The sequence below is a fragment of the Dickeya oryzae genome, assembly GCF_009372235.1.
Classification (GTDB): Bacteria; Pseudomonadota; Gammaproteobacteria; order Enterobacterales; family Enterobacteriaceae; genus Dickeya; species Dickeya oryzae.
The window spans coordinates 248,538-267,622 of record NZ_ML762923.1 but is presented as its reverse complement, the minus strand read 5'-3'; the positions used below and the strand labels follow the sequence as shown (position 1 = coordinate 267,622).

Genomic DNA, 19,085 nt, shown 5'->3' with positions numbered 1-19,085 from the left:
GAAAAACAACGTCGACACATCCGCAACGAAAAATCTGCAATGAAAAACATGACGACAATAGTCGTTTATTTTTCTGCAACGATCATAAACATCGGCGTAGAAGCGTAATTAATTTTTTCCTCGTCGTCCCATAGATTTTCAGCAATATTTTCATCGGTAATCACCTGCTGAAAACCACAGACTGACAGGGCACGACGATCCCACTGCGGACGTATTTCCCGGCTTAACGGCAATGCTCTGGCGATATTTTCCATCGCAACAGTATCGGTATTCGCATAATGATCATCAATTTTTAATCGACAGGCATTGTGCCGGTCACGCAAATAGCCTTCACGCGCCTCATCATTGAAAAGATGGGCGTACCAGTTAGCATCAAAGTTAATTAACCGTCCGCCGGGTGCCAATACCCGATGCCACTCTTGATAGGCTTGCTGCGGGTGTTCCAAATTCCAGGTCACATTGCGGGTAACCAGCAGGTCGAAGTGATCATCGGGAAACGGCAAGGTATGGACATCCGTGGCAGTAAACCGGATATCAACGCCATAGTGTGCGGCATTGTTCCGGGCCTGCGCCAGCATGGCGGGTGTCACATCCACAGCGCTAACGTTATGCCCCGCCATCGCCAGTGTGACGGCAAAAAACCCCGGACCGGTGCCCACATCCAGTATATTTAATACCGTTTTTTTCGGCGCATGACGTAAAATTATCGACTGCCATAAGTGACGTTTAGCGCATGCCAATTCAGCGACGTTAACGTCGTTATATCCTTGTGCTCTATTGTTCCAATAATGTTTTACATCATTAAGTAAATCATCACTGGCGATATCATCCATGACGATGTCATGTGTTATTAATTGCGTCACAACAGGTCACCCCTATTCGACAAATTAAAAAATTACGACAAATTAACACCCATAAAAGAACTGTGCGGGGAATTCACCATCAAGGAATAATAGACCGCGAGGAGATAGTACACCGTGAAGAAAATAGATACCCGCACTGCGTATGAACTTTTATAAAAATATCACACTTCATTGAGGTAGATCATGAAAGCAATAACGCGCCAGACAGGTTAATTTCCTGTCGGCGCGATGTTCATCACAGTTACGGATTATTGGGTGAGCGCGTCTGGTGGGATATCCATATGGCGCAACACCTCCCCCATTATTTGCCCAAAGACAGGGCCGGCGACTGAGCCGCCGAAATGTTTACCCGCATCGGGGTGGTTGATCATCACCACCAGTGCCACACGCGGGTTGCTGGCGGGTGCCACCCCGGCGGTGTAGTTGACATAACCACCGTCGTATTTGCCGTCTGACCCCATTTTCTCTGCCGTACCGGTTTTAATCGCCAGACGATAGCCCGGCACCGCGGCCGTCACCCCACTCCCGCCGGGCAAGGCGTCGCTCTCCATCATGTGCACCACGGTTCTTGCCACATCATCATCGATAACCCGGGTGCCGAGCACCGGCGGCGTCACTTTAGTGATGGAAACCGGGCGGTAAATGCCGAATGAGCCGATAGTGGCGTACTCACGCGCAATCTGTAGTGGCGTGACGCGTAACCCGTACCCGAACGCAAAGGTTGCACGCTCAATGTCAGACCACCGCTCGCGATGCAGCGGGAAATAGCCGCTGGTTTCCCCTTCAATGCCTAAACCGCTGGCAACGCCCAGCCCAAAACGATGGTAGAGATCGACCAGCACGTTTGCCGGCATCGCCAGCGCAATATGAGACACCCCAATGTCGCTGGATTTTTGCAGGATGCCGGTAATGGTCAGTCGGCTCCAGTGCCCGACGTCTTTAATCAAATGACCATTCACCGGGTAAGGCGTGGTGTCGATAACCGAATCAGGCCGGATCAAATGGCGCTGCAGCCCAGCCATCACCACCAGCGGTTTAACGGTGGAGCCGGGTTCAAAGCTGTCCGAAATCGCCACATTTCGCATGTTCTTTTGCGGCTCGCCTTCGTAATTGTTGGGGTTATAGGACGGATAGCTGGCCATACCGAGAATTTCGCCGGTGTTAATGTCAATCAACACCGCCGCGCCGGAATCCGCCTTGTTCAGCTGCACACCGTCACGCAGATGTGAATAGAGAACGAATTGCAGATAACTGTCGATGCTCAGGGTCAGCGTCGGTGCCTGCTGCGCTGGATCGTCAGCCATCAGGCTCACCACATTGCCGTAGCGATCTTTACGGTAAACCCGTAACCCCGGTTTACCCTGCAACAACTTGTTGAAACTCCGCTCAATACCGTCCAGCCCTTGCCCGTCCACCCCCACAATGCCAATCAGGTTGGATACCGCGTCACTCATTGGGTAATAGCGGCTGGCGTCCGCCGGGGTGGAAATACCGCTAATATGCAACTGGTGGATATAGTCAGCGATACTGGATTCAACCTGACGTCCGATATAAAGAAAATGGCGGTGCGCATTTTCCTGAATCTTCTCTTTGATGGTACCAAGCGGCAGCGATAAGGCGGTGGATAGTGCACTCCACTGCGCGCTGGCAAGCGACGGATCACTCTCCAGCACATGGATAGGGTCAGCCACCACGTCATTCGACGACACGCTGACCGCCAGCGGATGACCGTTACGGTCGGTAATGCTGCCACGCAACGGTTGCATCACCAGTTCACGTAACGAACGCTGATTGGCTTCTTTTTCCAGTTGCAGGCTGGTCACCACCTGCAAATACCCGACACGCGCTACCAGCAACACCAGACAAACACAGATACCAACACACAGTAAAACAAAGCGCCCCTGAAAATAGGTCGCCGCCGCCACACTGACAGAACGTTTTTTGAGCATACACCACGCCAACTGAACAGAGGATGCGTCTCGCAATGCGGTACACCGCGGCGAAACGCACCCGATGACAATACTAATTTATCCTGTGGCGGCACTATAAATGACATCAATAGGCGGAACAGAAGCAGGAAACATCCTCACGTAATTCATTAATCATTGAAATGAAAGACACAGATGAAAACACCCTGTGACGAAAAAGCAGTCAACACTGTCCATCTCCCTCACTTATTTAACAATCATTTTACTTATTAATTTTCACAGTTAAATAGCCACCATCTATCACAATATTCATGTAATTCGATTTCATCTCTGAGCAAGCGGCGACTAAGATGAATAGTGAATTTCAGCCAGCGGACGCTAAGCACACAGTAGAGAGCGATTAACTCACTCATGAAATTCAATATACTGCGTTAAATATTGACGCAACACCCACGGCAAGCACCATGAGCAATTTCTTGTCCACCGCTCACTGCCCGGCAATCTGTGCAGGCCGGGTTAATGGGGACACATAGCATAAGGTAGAGAACGCATGACAACCGAAAGCAAATGCCCGTTCCATCATCAAGGTACGCCGGTTACCGCCAGCGGTAGCGGCACCGATAACCGCGCCTGGTGGCCCAATCAACTGAATCTGAACATTCTGCACCAACACTCTTCCCTGTCTGACCCGCTGGATAAAAACTTCAACTATGCCGAAGCCTTTAACAGCCTTGATCTGGACGCCGTCAAAAAAGACCTGCATGCCCTGATGACTGACTCACAGGAGTGGTGGCCTGCCGACTTCGGTCACTACGGCCCCCTGTTTGTCCGTATGGCCTGGCACAGTGCCGGGACTTACCGCACTGGCGATGGTCGTGGCGGAGCCGGTGCCGGTCAGCAACGTTTCGCGCCGCTCAATAGCTGGCCGGATAACGTCAACCTTGATAAAGCGCGTCGTCTGCTGTGGCCGATTAAACAGAAGTACGGTCAGAAAATTTCATGGGCTGACCTGATGATCCTCACCGGCAACGTCGCACTGGAATCGATGGGATTCAAAACCTTCGGTTTTGCCGGTGGCCGCGCTGATGTGTGGGAACCGGAAGAAGATGTGTACTGGGGTTCGGAAACCACCTGGCTGGGTGGTGACAAACGTTACTCCGGCGAACGGGATTTAGAAAACCCGCTGGCGGCGGTACAAATGGGGCTGATTTACGTCAACCCGGAAGGCCCCAATGGCAACCCAGACCCGCTGGCCGCAGCGAAAGACATCCGCGAAACCTTCAGCCGTATGGCGATGAATGATGAAGAAACCGTCGCACTGATCGCAGGGGGTCACACCTTCGGGAAAACCCACGGCGCAGGCGATGCCGCGCAAGTTGGCCCGGAACCGGAAGCCGCTGGTATCGAAGAGCAAGGCCTGGGCTGGAAGAGCTCGTTTGGCAGCGGCAAAGGCGGCGACACCATCTCCAGTGGGCTGGAAGTGACCTGGACACAAACCCCCACCCAATGGAGCAATTATTTCTTCCAGAACCTGTTCGGTTACGAGTGGGAACTGACCAAAAGCCCGGCAGGTGCCCACCAGTGGCGGCCGAAAGGTGGTGCGGGTGCCGGTGAAGTGCCGGACGCACACGACCCATCCAAACGTCATGTTCCGAGCATGCTGACGACCGACCTGTCGCTGCGCGTCGACCCGGCGTATGAAAAGATCTCCCGCCGCTTTTATGAAAACCCGGATCAGTTCGCTGATGCCTTCGCTCGTGCCTGGTTCAAACTGACGCACCGTGATATGGGGCCACGCGCTCGCTACCTCGGCCCGGAAGTCCCGGCTGAAGAGCTGGTGTGGCAAGACCCGATCCCGGTCGTTAACCACACGCTGGTCAGCGAACAGGATATCGCTAACCTGAAGGCAAAAGTCCTGGCTTCCGGCCTGACGGTTTCCCAGTTGGTCTCCACCGCCTGGGCATCGGCTTCCAGCTTCCGTGGGTCTGACAAGCGTGGTGGTGCCAACGGCGCGCGCATTCGTCTTGCCCCGCAGAAAGACTGGGCAGTCAATCAGCCGGAACAACTGGCGAAAGTGCTGGGCACGCTGGAAAGCATCCAGAACGAGTTCAACCACGCGCAGTCCGACAACAAGCGGATTTCACTGGCCGACCTGATCGTGCTGGCGGGTGCCGCTGGGGTGGAACAGGCAGCGAAAGCCGCTGGTCATGCGGTAACCGTACCGTTCACCCCCGGCCGGATGGATGCCTCTCAAGAGCAAACCGACGTTGAGTCATTCGCCGTACTGGAACCGATTGCCGATGGTTTCCGTAACTACCTGAAAGGCCATTACAGCGTGGCGGCTGAAGCGCTGCTGGTGGATAAAGCGCAGTTACTGACCCTGAGCGCACCGGAGATGACGGTGCTGGTAGGCGGGCTGCGTGTACTGGGCGCGAATGTCGCTCAGGCATCACATGGCGTGTTCACCGCCAAACCCGGCGTACTGACTAATGACTTCTTCGTTAACCTGCTGGATATGGGCACCGTCTGGAAAGCCACCGCAGCAGAAGAAGGTGTGTTTGAAGGGCGTGACCGTGTCAGCGGTGACCTGAAATGGACCGGCACCCGTGTCGACCTGGTCTTCGGTTCACACTCGCAGTTACGCGCGCTGGCAGAAGTCTATGGCAGTGCAGACGCACAGGCGAAGTTTGTCCACGACTTCATCGCCGCCTGGACCAAAGTGATGAACCTCGACCGTTTCGATCTGGCGTAATCATCACCCTACCCCGGCGTGTTTCACGCCGGGGTATTTCCCGCTAACGTATACCCTTCATACTTCACGTTGCAGTTTTCTCTTCGGGTGCCAGAATGCTGTTATCCTGTTTTCTTCGATTTATATCCCGCCAAATATTCATAAAAGATTCACAGTAAGTAAAAAATAAATATGCTGCTGGATCTATTTATCCATCAGGTGATAAAAAATATCCGCAGCGATTATTAAATACAAATATAGAACATAAAATAAACAAAATTAATCGATTGATTTTTAATATAAAAAATTAAATTCCCGCGCAGAAAACGCCTCCCTTTTTCACAAGTATACTTTGGTATACATGACCTATACTTTTTAATCGTGGACGCTCTGTCTCGATTATTTTATTTTCCTGCCACGCATTAAAGAATAACGCCGCACCATCGTCGTATTGCTCAGAGCACACTGACAATGCCGGTATCCGAGCCTATCCCAGTAGGCGTTATTGGCGTAGCCAGTTTGGACTCGGACTGCGCGGAGAACCCGCAGCGTACACGTAATACGTGAGGAGTTCGAGCACTGCCCAGGGCCAAAATGGCAAGTGAAATAGCCCTAATGGGATAGGCTCTTATTTTGGCTAATAGATTTGGCAAATAGCTCCGGAACCCCGTTCCGGCTACTGCCTGACTTACCGGGAGGAAAATCATGCGCCATCCACTCCAGGACATCATGACGGACAACCGTGCGCTGCTCACCAGACAGCGCGCGGCACCGTCCTATCGGGCCGATATCCTATTTTTTACCCTGCTGGCGCTGGTTGTTGCGCTGGTGGTATACGGCATGGAGCAAATGAGCCTGCCGCTGTCTATCCTCGATGCCAGCCCGGTCAGGCTGGATATCGCCCTGCTGCCGGAATATGCGCTACGCACCACGTTGCGCATGTTCGTGGCACTGGCGGTGTCGTTACTGTTCACACTGGTTATCGCCACGCTGGCGGCCAAAAGCCGTAAAGCCGAAATGGTGATCATCCCAGCGCTGGATATTCTGCAATCGGTGCCGGTACTGGGTTTTTTAACCTTCACTGTCACCTTTTTTATGGGGCTGTTCCCCGGCCGCCAGATGGGGGTGGAATGTGCCGCGATTTTCGCGATTTTCACCAGCCAGGCGTGGAACATGGCGTTTAGTTTTTTCCAGTCGTTACGCACCCTGCCGGCCGATCTGAGTGAAGTCAGCCAGCAATTCGGCTTTTCACCCTGGCGGCGATTTATCCGGCTGGAGCTGCCATTCGCTATCCCCGGACTGGTCTGGAACATGATGATGTCAATGTCCGGCGGCTGGTTCTTCGTGGTGGCCTCAGAAGCCATTACCGTCGGCAACACCACCGTCAGCCTGCCGGGGATCGGCTCCTGGCTGGCGCTGGCTATCGCTCAGGAAAACCTGACGGCTATCGCCTGGGCGGTGGTCGCCATGACGGTGGTGATCGTGCTTTACGATCAACTGCTGTTCCGGCCGGTGGTGGCCTGGGCGGATAAATTCCGTTTCGAACAAACCGCGTCGCAGAAAAGACCGCGTTCCTGGGTATACGACCTTGTTCGCCGGACTCACATCTCGACGGCGATCATCAACGTGCTGAGCTGGCCGTTTTACACACTGGCAGCATTGCGCTGGCCGTCGGTACCACGGTTTTTACGCCATACGCCCAGCCCTCGCTACAACAAAATCACCGACCGCTTGTGGCTGGCGCTGGTCATTATCGGCGTAGTGGCAGGCGTGGTACAGCTGGTGCAATACATCGGTGCCTCGCTCGGTATGGCTGATGTGATTGCCGTGTTTGGCATGGGGTTGGCAACACTCGCTCGTGTGGTGGTGTTGATTGCGCTGGCCAGTGTTATTTGGGTACCAATCGGTGTGTGGATTGGCCTGCAACCCAGTGTGGCGGAACGTCTGCAACCACTGGCGCAGTTTCTGGCGGCGTTTCCGGCCAACGTGTTGTTCCCGTTCGCCGTCATCCTGATTGCGGGTTTTAACCTCAATCCAGATATCTGGCTGTCGCCGCTGATGGTGCTGGGTACCCAGTGGTACATCCTGTTTAACGTCATCGCAGGCACAGCAGCGTTGCCGACCGACCTGCTGGAAGCTGCGCGTATTTACGGTATCCGACGCTGGCAGTGGTGGCGTCAGGTCGCGCTGCCGGGCATTTTCCCCTACTACGTGACAGGCGCGCTCACTGCCTCCGGCGGCTCCTGGAACGCCAGTATCGTGTCCGAATCCATTTCCTGGGGGAAACAACATCTGGAAGCTACCGGCCTTGGCGCTTATATCGCCAACGCGACCACCGCCGCCGATTTTCATCAGGTCGCGCTGGGCATCGCGGTGATGTCGGTATTCGTGATCGCGTTTAACCGCCTGCTGTGGCGTCCCTTGTACCAATTCGCCGAACGCCGCCTGCGCCTCGGTTAAGGAGAACATGATGACTATTCTTCAGCCCATCAATCTGGCTCATCAGCAGAACTGTCTGGTGAATGTACAACACGTCCGGCATCTGTATGGCAAATCCGGCAGCGCCGAACGACTGGTGCTGGATGACGTAAACCTGACGTTGTACGACAACGAAATCGTCGGATTACTCGGCCGCTCCGGTTCCGGCAAATCGACCTTGCTGCGTTCGATAGCGGGCCTGCTGACACCCAGCGCCGGTCAGGTGGATTTCCCACCGGGGCCGGACGGCAGGCCGACGACTGTCAGCATGGTTTTCCAGAGCTTCGCCCTGTTTCCCTGGCTGACGGTGCAACAGAATGTCGAAGTGGGACTGGAAGCGCAAAACGTACCGGTGGAGCAACGTCGCAAACGGGCACTGGCCGCCATTGACCTGATCGGTCTTGATGGCTTTGAAAACGCCTACCCCAAAGAGCTTTCCGGCGGGATGCGTCAACGCGTCGGACTGGCGCGTGCGCTGGTGGTGGACCCAGACATCCTGTTGATGGACGAGCCGTTTTCCGCGCTGGATGTGCTGACCGCTGAAACCCTGCGCACCGACCTGCTGGATCTGTGGGGCGAAGGCAGAATGCCGATCAAATCCATCCTGATGGTGACGCATAACATCGAAGAAGCGGTGTTAATGTGCGATCGTATCGTGCTGTTTTCCATCAACCCCGGTCGGGTCGCGTGTGAAATCCGTGTCGATCTGCCGCAACCGCGTAACCGTCAGGATCCGGCGTTTCGCGCGCTGGTTGAAGACATTTACGTTAAAATGACAACGGATAACAGCGCGGGTACCGCACGTCAGGGGATTTTCCCCGGTTCAGGGTTGGGTATGGTGTTGCCGTTGGTCTCTACCAACTCGCTGGCAGGCCTGATTGAAGCCGTACACGCCGCGCCTTATGCGGGCAAGGCAGACTTGCCTGAACTGGCTAACGCTTTGCAGTACACGGCTGACGAGCTGTTCCCGGTAGGGGAAATTTTGCAACTGCTGCGCTTTGCCGAACTGCAAGGGGGCGATATTCGGCTGTTGCCTGCCGCCGCCCGGTACGCCAATGCCAGTGTGGACGAACGTAAACAGCTGTTCGCCCAGCATTTGCTCAATTATGTGCCGCTGGTCGCGCACATCCGGCGGGTACTGGACGAACGTTCGTCGCGTACCGCCCCGGCGCGTCGCTTCCGTGACGAGCTGGAGGATTTCATGTCGGAAATCGACGCAGCACAAACGCTGAATGCCGTCACACAGTGGGGACGTTATGCGGAACTGTTCGCTTACGACGACATCCACGACCAGTTCAGCCTGGAAAATCCGTCGTAATCACAGACTCATCGTGGTGTGATCGACACAGAAAAAGGCCTTGTTCATGAGAGAAACAACATGAGTGAGAAAACACGTGTCGGTCACGCGGCCACGACACTGCGGGCTATCCCGCTGGTGCTAATGGCCGTAGGTATCGCCGTGGTGGATACCCTCACCGATCTGGAGATCGCGGTGGGGGTATTTCAGATTGCCATTGTGCTGCTGGCGGTGCGTTTTTTACCGCCACGCGGCGTCACCGCTATCGCCACGTTGTGTATCATCCTGACCCTGCTCAGTTACAAGCTCAGCAAGCCTGACGGTAGCGAATCCAGCCTGATTAACTGCGGCATCAGCCTGCTGGCGATCACGTTATCGACCTATCTGGCGTTAAAAATGTCGGCCGCGATTAATGCCTTTCACGAAGCGCGCGCCCAACTGGTGCAAATCTCCCGTGTTAACCTGATGGGGGAACTCACCGCCTCAATCGCCCATGAAGTTAACCAGCCACTGGCTTCCATCGTCACCAGCGGCGAAGCGTGCCTGCGCTGGCTCAACGCCTCCCCGCCCAACCAGGCCCGCGCCGAGCTGGCAGTGCAGCGCATCATCAACGACGCGACGCGCGCCAGCGAAATTATCGCCCGTATCCGTGGCTTCGCCAGCCGCACCCCACCGCATAAAGCGTGGCTGAACATCACCGATACCATTGACGAAATGCTACTGTTGATCCGCACCGAACTGATGCAACAGCATATTCTGTTTAGTCTCAATGTGGCGGAGGGGTTACCGCCCATTCTGGCGGACAAAATCCAGATTCAGCAGGTGTTAATGAACCTGATGCTGAACGCGCTGGATGCCATCGCGGCCAACGGTACCGAACAACGCACACTGTCGGTCAACGTGGAGCGGGATATCAGCGGCGATATCCGTTTTGCGGTTTGCGATCACGGTGTGGGTTTCACACCGGAACAACGTGAGCGGCTGTTTGAAACCTTTTTCACCACCAAATCGACCGGGATGGGGATGGGCCTGACCATCAGCCGCTCGATTATAGAAGCCCACGGCGGCCAGATTTGGGCCAGCGCCAATAGCGATGGCGGCGCGACGTTCTACTTCACCCTGCCGGGGACGGAAAAAAAGCACCATGAATGACGCCTTACTGAATAACACCTTAGCGAATGACCCTGCACCGCTGGTCTATATCGTGGATGACGACGCCTCGGTGCGTGCGGCACTGGAAGATTTGCTGGCATCGGTCGGGCTGGAAAGCCGCACCTTCGAGTCACCGCAACACTTCATCAGCGCATCACGGCCTGACCGCCCTGGCTGTCTGATTCTGGATGTGCGTATGCCGGGCATGAGCGGACTGGACTTTCAGGACGAGATGCACCGCCATGGCATCACGCTGCCGGTGATTTTTATTACCGCCCACGGTGACATTCCCATGTCGGTACGCGCCATGAAGGCCGGTGCGCTGGAGTTCCTGACTAAGCCGTTTCGCGAGCAGGACTTGCTCGATGCAATCCAGAAAGGGCTGGAGCGCGATGGCGAACAACGCCGCCATGCCGATATGCAGGCTAAGCTACAGGCGTGTTACGACAGCCTGACCGCCGGTGAACAACAGGTGCTGGAACACGTGGTGACCGGCCAATTGAACAAACAGGTAGCCGCTCAACTCGGTGTCAGCGAAATCACGGTGAAAGTGCGGCGCGCAGCGGTGATGCGCAAGATGAACGCCGACTCGCTGGCCGAGCTGGTGCGCTTGTACGATGCGCTGAAAAAGAGCGTGCAGGGGTGACCCGCTAATGAAAAAATCCCGACGCAACGCTGTCGGGATCCGTTGAATATACATAAACGCTACCGGTTTCAATCAAATTTATCCAAGAACGGCTGTGTGGGTATGGATGTGGATGTCGCGGCATTATTTTTATATCCATCAGGTTCCTGGCTATCGTCCTTTACCTTTACTTCGCCGTCTTTATAAAAATCAGACCCCAGTGTAATACCAACCAGATAAATAAGCGGGTCAGGATTCTCATTGTACAACTCAACACCATAAATCGGCCCACCAGAATCACCCGGCATTGAAGTATTATGCTCATCCGATGCAAAAAGGAAGACGCCCTCATACTTACACTCACTATCATCTATTTTGACCTTGTGTGGAACAATATCAAAACCATTCCCACCAGCCTTTTTTATAAAACTAACGACGCGATAATTAATATTATTCAACGTACCGGTATACATTCCGGCATTTTCTCTTTTGGGCATCCCATACCCTGCCTGAATAAACACATACTTGGGTTTTCCCTTTATTTCTTCATATACCTTAGCACTGAGTGCCATCAGGAATTCACTCTGTTTTTCCAGCTTTCCTTCTAATTCTGTTTTATTAAGCTCACCCCACAACGTACAGCACGGCTTTTCCAGCGGCTTGCAGTGAAAAATCAATAGGCACAAATCCGTACACCAATCAGCCACCAGTATAGCATCAGATATTTTTTTACTGGGTTTAGTGTCATTGACGGCATTAAAGCTAATACGGCAACTTCCTTTAAAATATGAAATTAATTTACTAGTATCGTCTTGACTCTCAATCAGAGCGCCAAGATTTAGTGATTTAACGATATTTTTCCCTTTGGCATTTATCAGGATATTATGCGCCGCAGTCAGTACATAATATTTATCACCCACAGAACATAACAACACCCCGGAGCCGGTAAATCCTCCACCAGTCAGCAATACCGTGGCCTTCTCAATAATATTTTTTATTTTACCATTCGCAGCTCCAGGAATACTCGCCATGACTTTACTAGTTTGCTCTTTCTCAATTTCGCTGATAATCATCATATCTCCTTAAGTATCAACCCTATTTCCCGGTTGATATTACTGAGTGGACTGACATTTAACTCGGGGAGATAAACGGAAGATGGTGACAATTATCATATTCGGGCTAACGGGTAATATGACCGTCAACCTTACAGCCCTACTGTACTGGATCATGTTGCCGTCATGTCACTAAATGTCTTTTTTTCGATAAACATCGTCCTGATTTGATAATAAGCGCCACGGCTAAGCGAGCGATAATCAACACCGTTATCCCCCCACTGCTTCAGTGGCAACTTTTATCCGTGGTAAATGCGTTCATGAATACCTTTATGACCCACTTCTGGCACCAGGCCAGGGCGTTCTTACTGATTTACGCCTGTTTGTTCCTCGGTATCGGCATTGCCGCCGTGCTGCCTATCACCTTGCCGGGCAGCATCATCGGTATGCTGATCCTGTTTTTGCTGCTGTCGTTGCAGATTATTCCGGCGCAATGGGTCAAACCGGGCTGTCACGTGTTGATCCGCTATATGGCGCTACTGTTTGTGCCGATTGGCGTCGGCGTGATGCAGTACTTTGATTTGCTACGCGCCCAGTTCGCACCGGTGATCCTCTCGTGCGCCGCCAGTACGCTGGTGGTATTGATCACCGTCAGCAGTTGCTCGCATCTGGTTCACGGGCGTAAGTCAGCCCGTCATCAGGCTGATGAGAAAAAAGGAGCCAACCATGTGGCATGATATCGTCTGGTCGCTGCCGTTAACGCTGCTGGTGTTCTTTCTGGCGCGTCGGCTGGCACAACGGCTGAATTCACCGTTGTTAAACCCATTGCTGGTGTCGATGGTGGTACTGATTGCGTTTTTACTGCTGTGTCATATCCCGTACGAACACTATTTCCGGGGCAGTTCGGTACTCAACAGCCTGTTGCAACCGGCCGTGGTGGCGCTGGCGTTTCCGTTGTACGAACAATTGCATCAAATCCGCATGCGCTGGAAGTCGATCATCAGCATCTGTTTTATCGGTAGTCTGGTGGCGATGGTGACCGGCACCTGGATTGCTCTGCGTCTGGGGGCCACCCCAGCGATTGCCGCGTCCATTATGCCGAAATCGGTTACCACGCCGATTGCCATGGCGGTGGGTAGCAGCATCGGCGGTATTCCGGCCATCAGTGCCGTGTGCGTTATCTTTGTCGGTATTCTTGGCGCGGTATTCGGTCACATGCTGCTGAATGTGATGCACATTCACACCAAAGCAGCGCGCGGCCTGGCAATGGGCACCGCATCGCACGCACTCGGTACGGCCCGCTGCGCCGAGCTGGACTATGAAGAAGGCGCGTTCAGTTCGCTGGCGCTGGTTATCTGCGGCATCATGACGTCGCTGATGGCTCCGCTGCTGTTCCCGATGATGATGGCGTTGGCGCACTAATCCGTACTGCAAAAGGCGCGAGAAACCGGTCAATAACGCGTCGGTGGCACGCCAAACATTTGACGGAAGGCGAAGGTAAACGAGGCGGTGCTGGCATACCCCAGATCCAGCGCCACCTGCGTGACACTGCGGTTGTTTTTCAACATCACCACGGATTCCAGTAACCGCATACGTTTCTTCCATTCACTGAACGCCACGCCGGTTTCTTTCTTGAAACGACGCGAAAACGTGCGCACCGACATGCCGGTGCGTGCCGACCACTCCTCAATGCCGTGAGGCGCATCCGGCGTTTGCTGGATATCACGGCATACCCGCATCAAGGTGGCGGAAGACGGCCACGACAGCGAAAACCCCGCATCCGGCAACTGTCGCAGCAAGGTCGTCAGTACCTTCACCAACTGGGCATCATCCCCGTCATAGTCATACTGTTCCGGCACGTGTTTGGTGGCATAGTGGATAAACTCACGAATAAAATCGCTGACCAGTACCACCTTGCAACTGCTGTGGTCGATAGCCACATAATCCGGCTCGATATACAGGCTTTCCAGCATCACGTCGCTGGTTGACAGAATACAGTGCGGCACATGCGCCGGGATCCACACCCCATACAGCACCGGCACGATCAGCGTCTTCCCCTCAATCTCTACCCGCATGCCCCCTTCACGCGCATAAAGAAACTCGACAAACGGGTGCTGGTGCTGTGCCACTTCGGTCCCTTTCACCAGTGGGTAAGAGCGAAAGTAGACCGGACGCGGTAAAGACAGCAATACCGGCGCAGGCTGCCCTGCTATCGGCAAGCGGGGAGATGACACAAGCGAATGAGACATAACAGCCTGACCTCTACTCGATGAAGTTTGTCTTGATAGGGTAACGCAGGCCAGCCTGATTTACCCGATAATCAACACCTGTTCGGCAGGTGCCAGCCCATGACCTGATGACCGAAGTCTCTGTGAGCATACGATTTTTCAAACCAGAAAATGGATTGGGGAACACTTCATGGAAGCGACATTACGTTTATATCACGGCGACCCGCCGTTTTTAGTCATACCTTGTCCATGTTTTGAGGGAATACGTCATTTTTGCGGCAATAACCGATGTCACGAAACAAGATGTCCCGAAATAACAGTACCCCAGTAGTGATTAGCACCTGTAATAACTCATTGAACTAACTGTTATTTAAGGAGACATCATGAGTAATGTTTGCATCGTTGATGACATCAGCGAAAAAAATGAATGGCGGCGTATTGCACAGGAACTGTTACATCAGGCTGGGATAACCATTAACGGTACCGAACCCTGGGATATTCAGGTTAACGACTCACGCTTTTTCAAACGGGTACTACAGCAAGGCTCCGTGGGGTTAGGTGAAAGTTACATGGAAGGCTGGTGGAACTGTGCACGGCTCGATATGTTTTTTCACCGGATACTCGCCGCCCAGTTGGACGAGCAGCGCCCGGCACGCTGGCGTGACCTGATGCGCATCGCGCTGGCCCGGTTGGTCAACCTTCAATCACGCAAACGCGCCTGGCAGGTCGGCAAAGTCCACTATGACCTCGGCAATGACCTGTTCTGCCATATGCTTGACCCCTACATGCAGTATTCATGCGGTTACTGGAAAGAGGCCGACACCCTTGATGACGCCCAGCAGCACAAACTGGCGTTGATCTGCGAAAAACTCCAGTTGAAACCCGGCATGACGCTGCTGGATATCGGCTGCGGCTGGGGAGGACTGGCGGTATACGCGGCTCAACATTACGGCGTTACCGTGCATGGCGTCACCATTTCCGCCGAGCAAAAAGCCTTTGTGGAAGCGCGCAACGGTGGGCTGGATATCCATATTCTGTTGCAGGATTACCGCGACCTTCACCAACAGTATGACCGTATTGTCTCCGTCGGCATGTTTGAACACGTAGGGCCGAAAAATTACGCCACCTACTTTGACGTGGTCAATCGGTGCCTGAAGCCGGACGGCTTGTTCCTGTTACATACCATCGGGTCGAATAAAACGGCGCATAACGTTGACCCGTGGATCAATAAGTACATTTTCCCCAACGGATGCCTGCCATCCATTAAACAAATTGCCGACACCAGTGAATCCTATTTTGTGATGGAAGATTGGCACAACTTCGGTGCCGATTACGATAAAACCCTGATGGCCTGGCTGGCACGTTTTAACACCGCCTGGCCGCATCTGGCTGACGATTACTCCCCCGCTTTCCGGCGCATGTTCAGTTACTACCTGACCGCCTGCGCCGGTGCGTTTCGGGCCAGAAATATCCAGCTATGGCAGGTTCTTTTTAGTCGGGGCGTCGAACAGGGATTGAACGTCCCCCGTTGAGTGTGACCCATGTTCAGGCTACAAGGCGCAGGCCGATGAACGTACGACAATAATGCGCCTACTGACGTTTAACCCGAGTGACTCACCCGAGTTGTTAACCCCTACAAACAGGAAGCTAAAACAACATGAATGTGAATTTCTTTGTCACCTGCATCGGCGATGCGCTCAAATCGCGTATGGCCCGTGACAGCGTGCTGTTGCTGGAGCAGCTCGGCTGCCATATTCACTTTCCCGAGCGACAAGGCTGTTGCGGTCAGCCCGCCATCAACAGCGGATATATCCGCGAGGCACGGCCGGGTATGAAAAACCTGATAGCCGCGCTGGAAGAGAACGACGACCCTATCGTGTCGCCTGCTGGCTCCTGCACCAACGCCATCAAACACTATGCCGACTGGCTGGCAGACGAACCGGAGTGGGCCAGACGCGCCACCCAGGTCGCCAGCCGGATGGTGGACCTCACCTCATTTATTGTTAACCGCCTTGGGGTTACCGATGTCGGTGCCCGTCTGCCGGGCAAAGCGGTTTACCACCCGTCCTGTAGCCTGTTTCGTAAAATGGGGGTGCGGGAAGAGCCACTGGCGTTATTGCATCAGGTACGTGATCTGGAATTGCTGCCGTTTCATGGACAGGAAACCTGCTGCGGCTTCGGCGGTACCTTTTCCGTCAAAATGGCGGAGATCTCCGGTGAAATGGTGAAAGAAAAAGTCGCGCACATCATGGAGGCCAAACCGGACTACCTGATCGGCGCCGATGTCAGTTGCCTGCTTAACATCGGCGGGCGACTACAACGCGAAGGGCATGCCGTTCGGGTGATGCATATCGCAGAAGTACTGATGAGCCGCTAAGGAGACGCCATGTACCTCAAGACCAGCAATACCCCGTTTCATGAGCGTATCCGCCAACAAATAGACGACCCGATCATGCGCCAGGCGGTTGCCAACGCGCAGGAGCGTATCGGTGCCAACCGTCAGAAGATGGTCGATGAACTGGGCGAGTGGGACGTCTGGCGTACCCGTGCGGCGCAAATTCGCGCCCATGTGCTCGATAACCTCGACGCCTATCTGTATCAGTTATCCGAACAGGTCACCGCTCGTGGCGGCAAGGTATTCTTTGCCGAAACACGCGAAGACGCTACCCGTTACATCTTGCAAGTCACACAGGCTAAACAAGCCCGCAAGGTGGTGAAATCCAAATCGATGGTGACCGAAGAGATCGGGATGAATGCCGTGCTGGAGAATGCCGGTATCGAGGTTATCGAAACCGATCTCGGCGAATACATCCTGCAACTGGATAAAGATGCGCCTTCCCATGTGGTGGTACCTGCCATCCACAAAGATCGCCACCAAATCCAGCGCGTACTGCAACAACAGTTGGGCTATGACGGTCCGGAAACGCCGGAAGCCATGACCCGTTTTATTCGCCAGAAAATCCGTGCCGACTTCCTCAGCGCCGACGTGGGGATCACCGGCTGTAACTTTGCTGTCGCGGAAACCGGCACCGTCAGTCTGGTGAGTAATGAAGGCAACGCCCGCCTGTGCACCACCCTGCCCCGCACGCACATCGCCGTGATGGGCATGGAACGTATCGTTCCGACCTTTGAGGAACTCGATGTGGTGCTCACCATGCTGGCACGCAGCGCGGTCGGTGCCCGTCTGACCGGTTACAACACCTGGCTGACCGGACCACGCGACCCGGGCGGCGTTGACGGCCCGGAAGAGTTTCATCTGGTGATCGTCGATAATGGCCGCTCAAAAATACTGGGCTCACCGTTCCAGGATATTCTGCGTTGTATTCGTTGCGGTGCCTGCATCAACACCTGCCCGGCCTACCGTCATATCGGTGGTCATGGTTACGGTTCTATCTATCCCGGCCCTATCGGCGCAGTATTATCACCGCTATTGGGCGGCTATGAAGACTTCAAGAATCTGCCTTACGCCTGTTCACTGTGTACCGCCTGCGATGACGTGTGCCCGGTACGCATTCCGCTCTCCTCACTGATTGTGCAACACCGACGCACGCTGGCAGAAAATGGGATGACGCCTGCGGCCGAGCGACGCATCGTCGGGTTGTTCAACTACGCCAATAGCCACCCTGGCCTGTGGAAAGTCGGCATGGTGGCAGGCGCGCGTGCCGCCCGCTTGCTCATTCGTAACGGCAAGATACCGTTTAACATCGGTGCGATCAGCGAGTGGACCGAAGCCCGCGACCTGCCGGATGCCGATGGTCAGAGCTTCCGCAGTTGGTTCAAACAGCATCAGCGTCAGACTAAGGAGAAACGCTAATGGAAAACCGTGACGCCTTTCTGGCCACCCTGGCCCGGCGACTGGGCCGCGAGCCACGTCAAACACCGCTGCCGTTGCCGCCGCTGGACAATAACCCGGCCCCGACCCGTCTGACCGATTTAACAGCACAACAGCGCTGTGACGCCTTTATTGATTACGCAAGTAACGTGATGCTGGCGCATTGCGAGGTCACACCGCTTAATCAGGTCGCAGAGGCCGCCGGAAAGCTGTGCCAGCATTATGGCGGCGCGCCGGTACTGATCAGTGGCGATGAACGACTGGTAGAGCTGGGGGTCACCGACTATCTGCAACAGCGCTATCAGGCACAGTGCTGGAACCCGGCCGCCGGGGAAGACAACCTGAAACTCGCCACACAGGCGCGTATCGGCGTGGTGTACGCCGATTATGGCCTGACTGAATCTGGTGGTGTGGTGCTGTTCTCTACCCCGCAACAAGGACGCGGCCTGAGCCTGTTGCCAGAATCAACACTGTTTGTTGTCCGCAAAAGCTGCCTGTTGCCACGCGTCGCGCAGTTGGCCCAGCATTTGCGCCAGCGGGCGCAACGGGGCGAACCTTTACCGTCGTGCATCAACCTGATAGCGGGCCCCAGTTCTACCGCCGATATCGAGCTGATTAAGGTGGTGGGGGTACACGGGCCGTTAAATGCTGCGTACCTGATTATTGAGGATTGCTAGGTGTATGGCAGTAGAGTAGGAGGTTTCGTGCGTGATGATCTCATGCCTTCCCTTGTAACATCATCGCACGCACGACAAGGAGAGGTGCAAGCGCCACCTCTCCTTGACCACTGGCTTGAGGGCTAAACTATGAACCCTGACGGGTTCACCCTTGCGGGCCAGCGCAAGCGCTGTTCCATTTTGCGTTGCAAAATGGTGTGCCGCTTCGCGGTACCTTCGGTG

General features: G+C 54.4%; 15 protein-coding genes. 11 read left to right on the top strand and 4 right to left on the bottom strand.

The annotated features are described in order from the left end of the window. Window positions 1–65: 65 nt before the first annotated feature. Window positions 66–863 carry a class I SAM-dependent methyltransferase gene (locus FAZ14_RS09890; RefSeq protein ID WP_080646394.1) on the bottom strand — a complete coding sequence of 266 codons (798 nt, stop codon included), beginning with the start codon at window positions 861–863 and terminating at the stop codon, window positions 66–68. A 248-nt stretch (window positions 864–1,111) separates the two neighbouring features. After that, entirely contained in the window at window positions 1,112–2,812 is a 1,701-nt protein-coding gene (gene ftsI, locus FAZ14_RS09885; protein WP_029456655.1) for a peptidoglycan glycosyltransferase FtsI, read from the bottom strand. Window positions 2,813–3,341: 529 nt separating this feature from the next. Between ftsI and katG the strand changes: the two genes are divergently transcribed. The 5 genes from katG to FAZ14_RS09860 all read left to right on the top strand — a co-directional run bounded on the left by katG (window position 3,342) and on the right by FAZ14_RS09860 (window position 11,095). After that, entirely contained in the window at window positions 3,342–5,543 is a 2,202-nt protein-coding gene (katG, locus tag FAZ14_RS09880) for a catalase/peroxidase HPI (RefSeq protein WP_153508464.1), read from the top strand. A 684-nt stretch (window positions 5,544–6,227) separates the two neighbouring features. Next, window positions 6,228–7,982 carry an ABC transporter permease gene (locus FAZ14_RS09875; protein WP_038926003.1) on the top strand — a complete coding sequence of 585 codons (1,755 nt, stop codon included), beginning with the start codon at window positions 6,228–6,230 and terminating at the stop codon, window positions 7,980–7,982. A gap of 7 nt (window positions 7,983–7,989) precedes the next feature. Next, on the top strand, window positions 7,990–9,318 hold the full coding sequence (locus FAZ14_RS09870) for an ABC transporter ATP-binding protein (protein ID WP_019844721.1): 1,329 nt from the start codon (window positions 7,990–7,992) through the stop codon (window positions 9,316–9,318). 60 nt (window positions 9,319–9,378) lie between these two features. Next, window positions 9,379–10,449 carry a sensor histidine kinase gene (locus FAZ14_RS09865; protein ID WP_153508463.1) on the top strand — a complete coding sequence of 357 codons (1,071 nt, stop codon included), beginning with the start codon at window positions 9,379–9,381 and terminating at the stop codon, window positions 10,447–10,449. Continuing rightward, window positions 10,442–11,095 (top strand): response regulator transcription factor, encoded by a 654-nt coding sequence (locus FAZ14_RS09860; protein WP_038926005.1) that lies wholly within the window; start codon window positions 10,442–10,444, stop codon window positions 11,093–11,095. Before FAZ14_RS09865 ends, FAZ14_RS09860 begins: the two co-directional genes overlap by 8 nt. Before the next feature lie 68 nt (window positions 11,096–11,163). Here FAZ14_RS09860 and FAZ14_RS09855 read toward each other — a convergent pair whose 3' ends face one another. Then, window positions 11,164–12,147, bottom strand: coding sequence for a hypothetical protein (locus FAZ14_RS09855; protein ID WP_016943818.1), 984 nt, complete (start codon window positions 12,145–12,147; stop codon window positions 11,164–11,166). A gap of 299 nt (window positions 12,148–12,446) precedes the next feature. Between FAZ14_RS09855 and FAZ14_RS09850 the strand changes: the two genes are divergently transcribed. Both FAZ14_RS09850 and FAZ14_RS09845 read left to right on the top strand, forming a co-directional pair. Next, entirely contained in the window at window positions 12,447–12,863 is a 417-nt protein-coding gene (locus FAZ14_RS09850; protein ID WP_016943819.1) for a CidA/LrgA family protein, read from the top strand. Beyond that, window positions 12,853–13,548, top strand: coding sequence for a CidB/LrgB family autolysis modulator (locus FAZ14_RS09845; RefSeq protein WP_016943820.1), 696 nt, complete (start codon window positions 12,853–12,855; stop codon window positions 13,546–13,548). Before FAZ14_RS09850 ends, FAZ14_RS09845 begins: the two co-directional genes overlap by 11 nt. A gap of 29 nt (window positions 13,549–13,577) precedes the next feature. On the opposite strand, the gene FAZ14_RS09840 is transcribed toward FAZ14_RS09845, so the two are convergent. Further along, window positions 13,578–14,375, bottom strand: a complete 798-nt coding sequence (locus tag FAZ14_RS09840; RefSeq protein WP_029456658.1) for a helix-turn-helix domain-containing protein — start codon at window positions 14,373–14,375, stop codon at window positions 13,578–13,580. Window positions 14,376–14,737: 362 nt separating this feature from the next. On the opposite strand from FAZ14_RS09840, the gene cfa reads away from it, so the two are divergent. The 4 genes from cfa (at window position 14,738) to FAZ14_RS09820 (ending at window position 18,863) form a co-directional block, all read left to right on the top strand. After that, window positions 14,738–15,886, top strand: a complete 1,149-nt coding sequence (cfa, locus tag FAZ14_RS09835; RefSeq protein WP_016943821.1) for a cyclopropane fatty acyl phospholipid synthase — start codon at window positions 14,738–14,740, stop codon at window positions 15,884–15,886. A gap of 125 nt (window positions 15,887–16,011) precedes the next feature. Further along, window positions 16,012–16,731 carry a (Fe-S)-binding protein gene (locus tag FAZ14_RS09830; protein WP_016943822.1) on the top strand — a complete coding sequence of 240 codons (720 nt, stop codon included), beginning with the start codon at window positions 16,012–16,014 and terminating at the stop codon, window positions 16,729–16,731. Window positions 16,732–16,740: 9 nt separating this feature from the next. Continuing rightward, complete coding sequence (locus FAZ14_RS09825) at window positions 16,741–18,168, top strand: LutB/LldF family L-lactate oxidation iron-sulfur protein (RefSeq protein ID WP_016943823.1); 1,428 nt, start codon at window positions 16,741–16,743, stop codon at window positions 18,166–18,168. Beyond that, entirely contained in the window at window positions 18,168–18,863 is a 696-nt protein-coding gene (locus FAZ14_RS09820) for a LutC/YkgG family protein (RefSeq protein ID WP_016943824.1), read from the top strand. Before FAZ14_RS09825 ends, FAZ14_RS09820 begins: the two co-directional genes overlap by 1 nt. Window positions 18,864–19,085 lie beyond the last annotated feature (222 nt).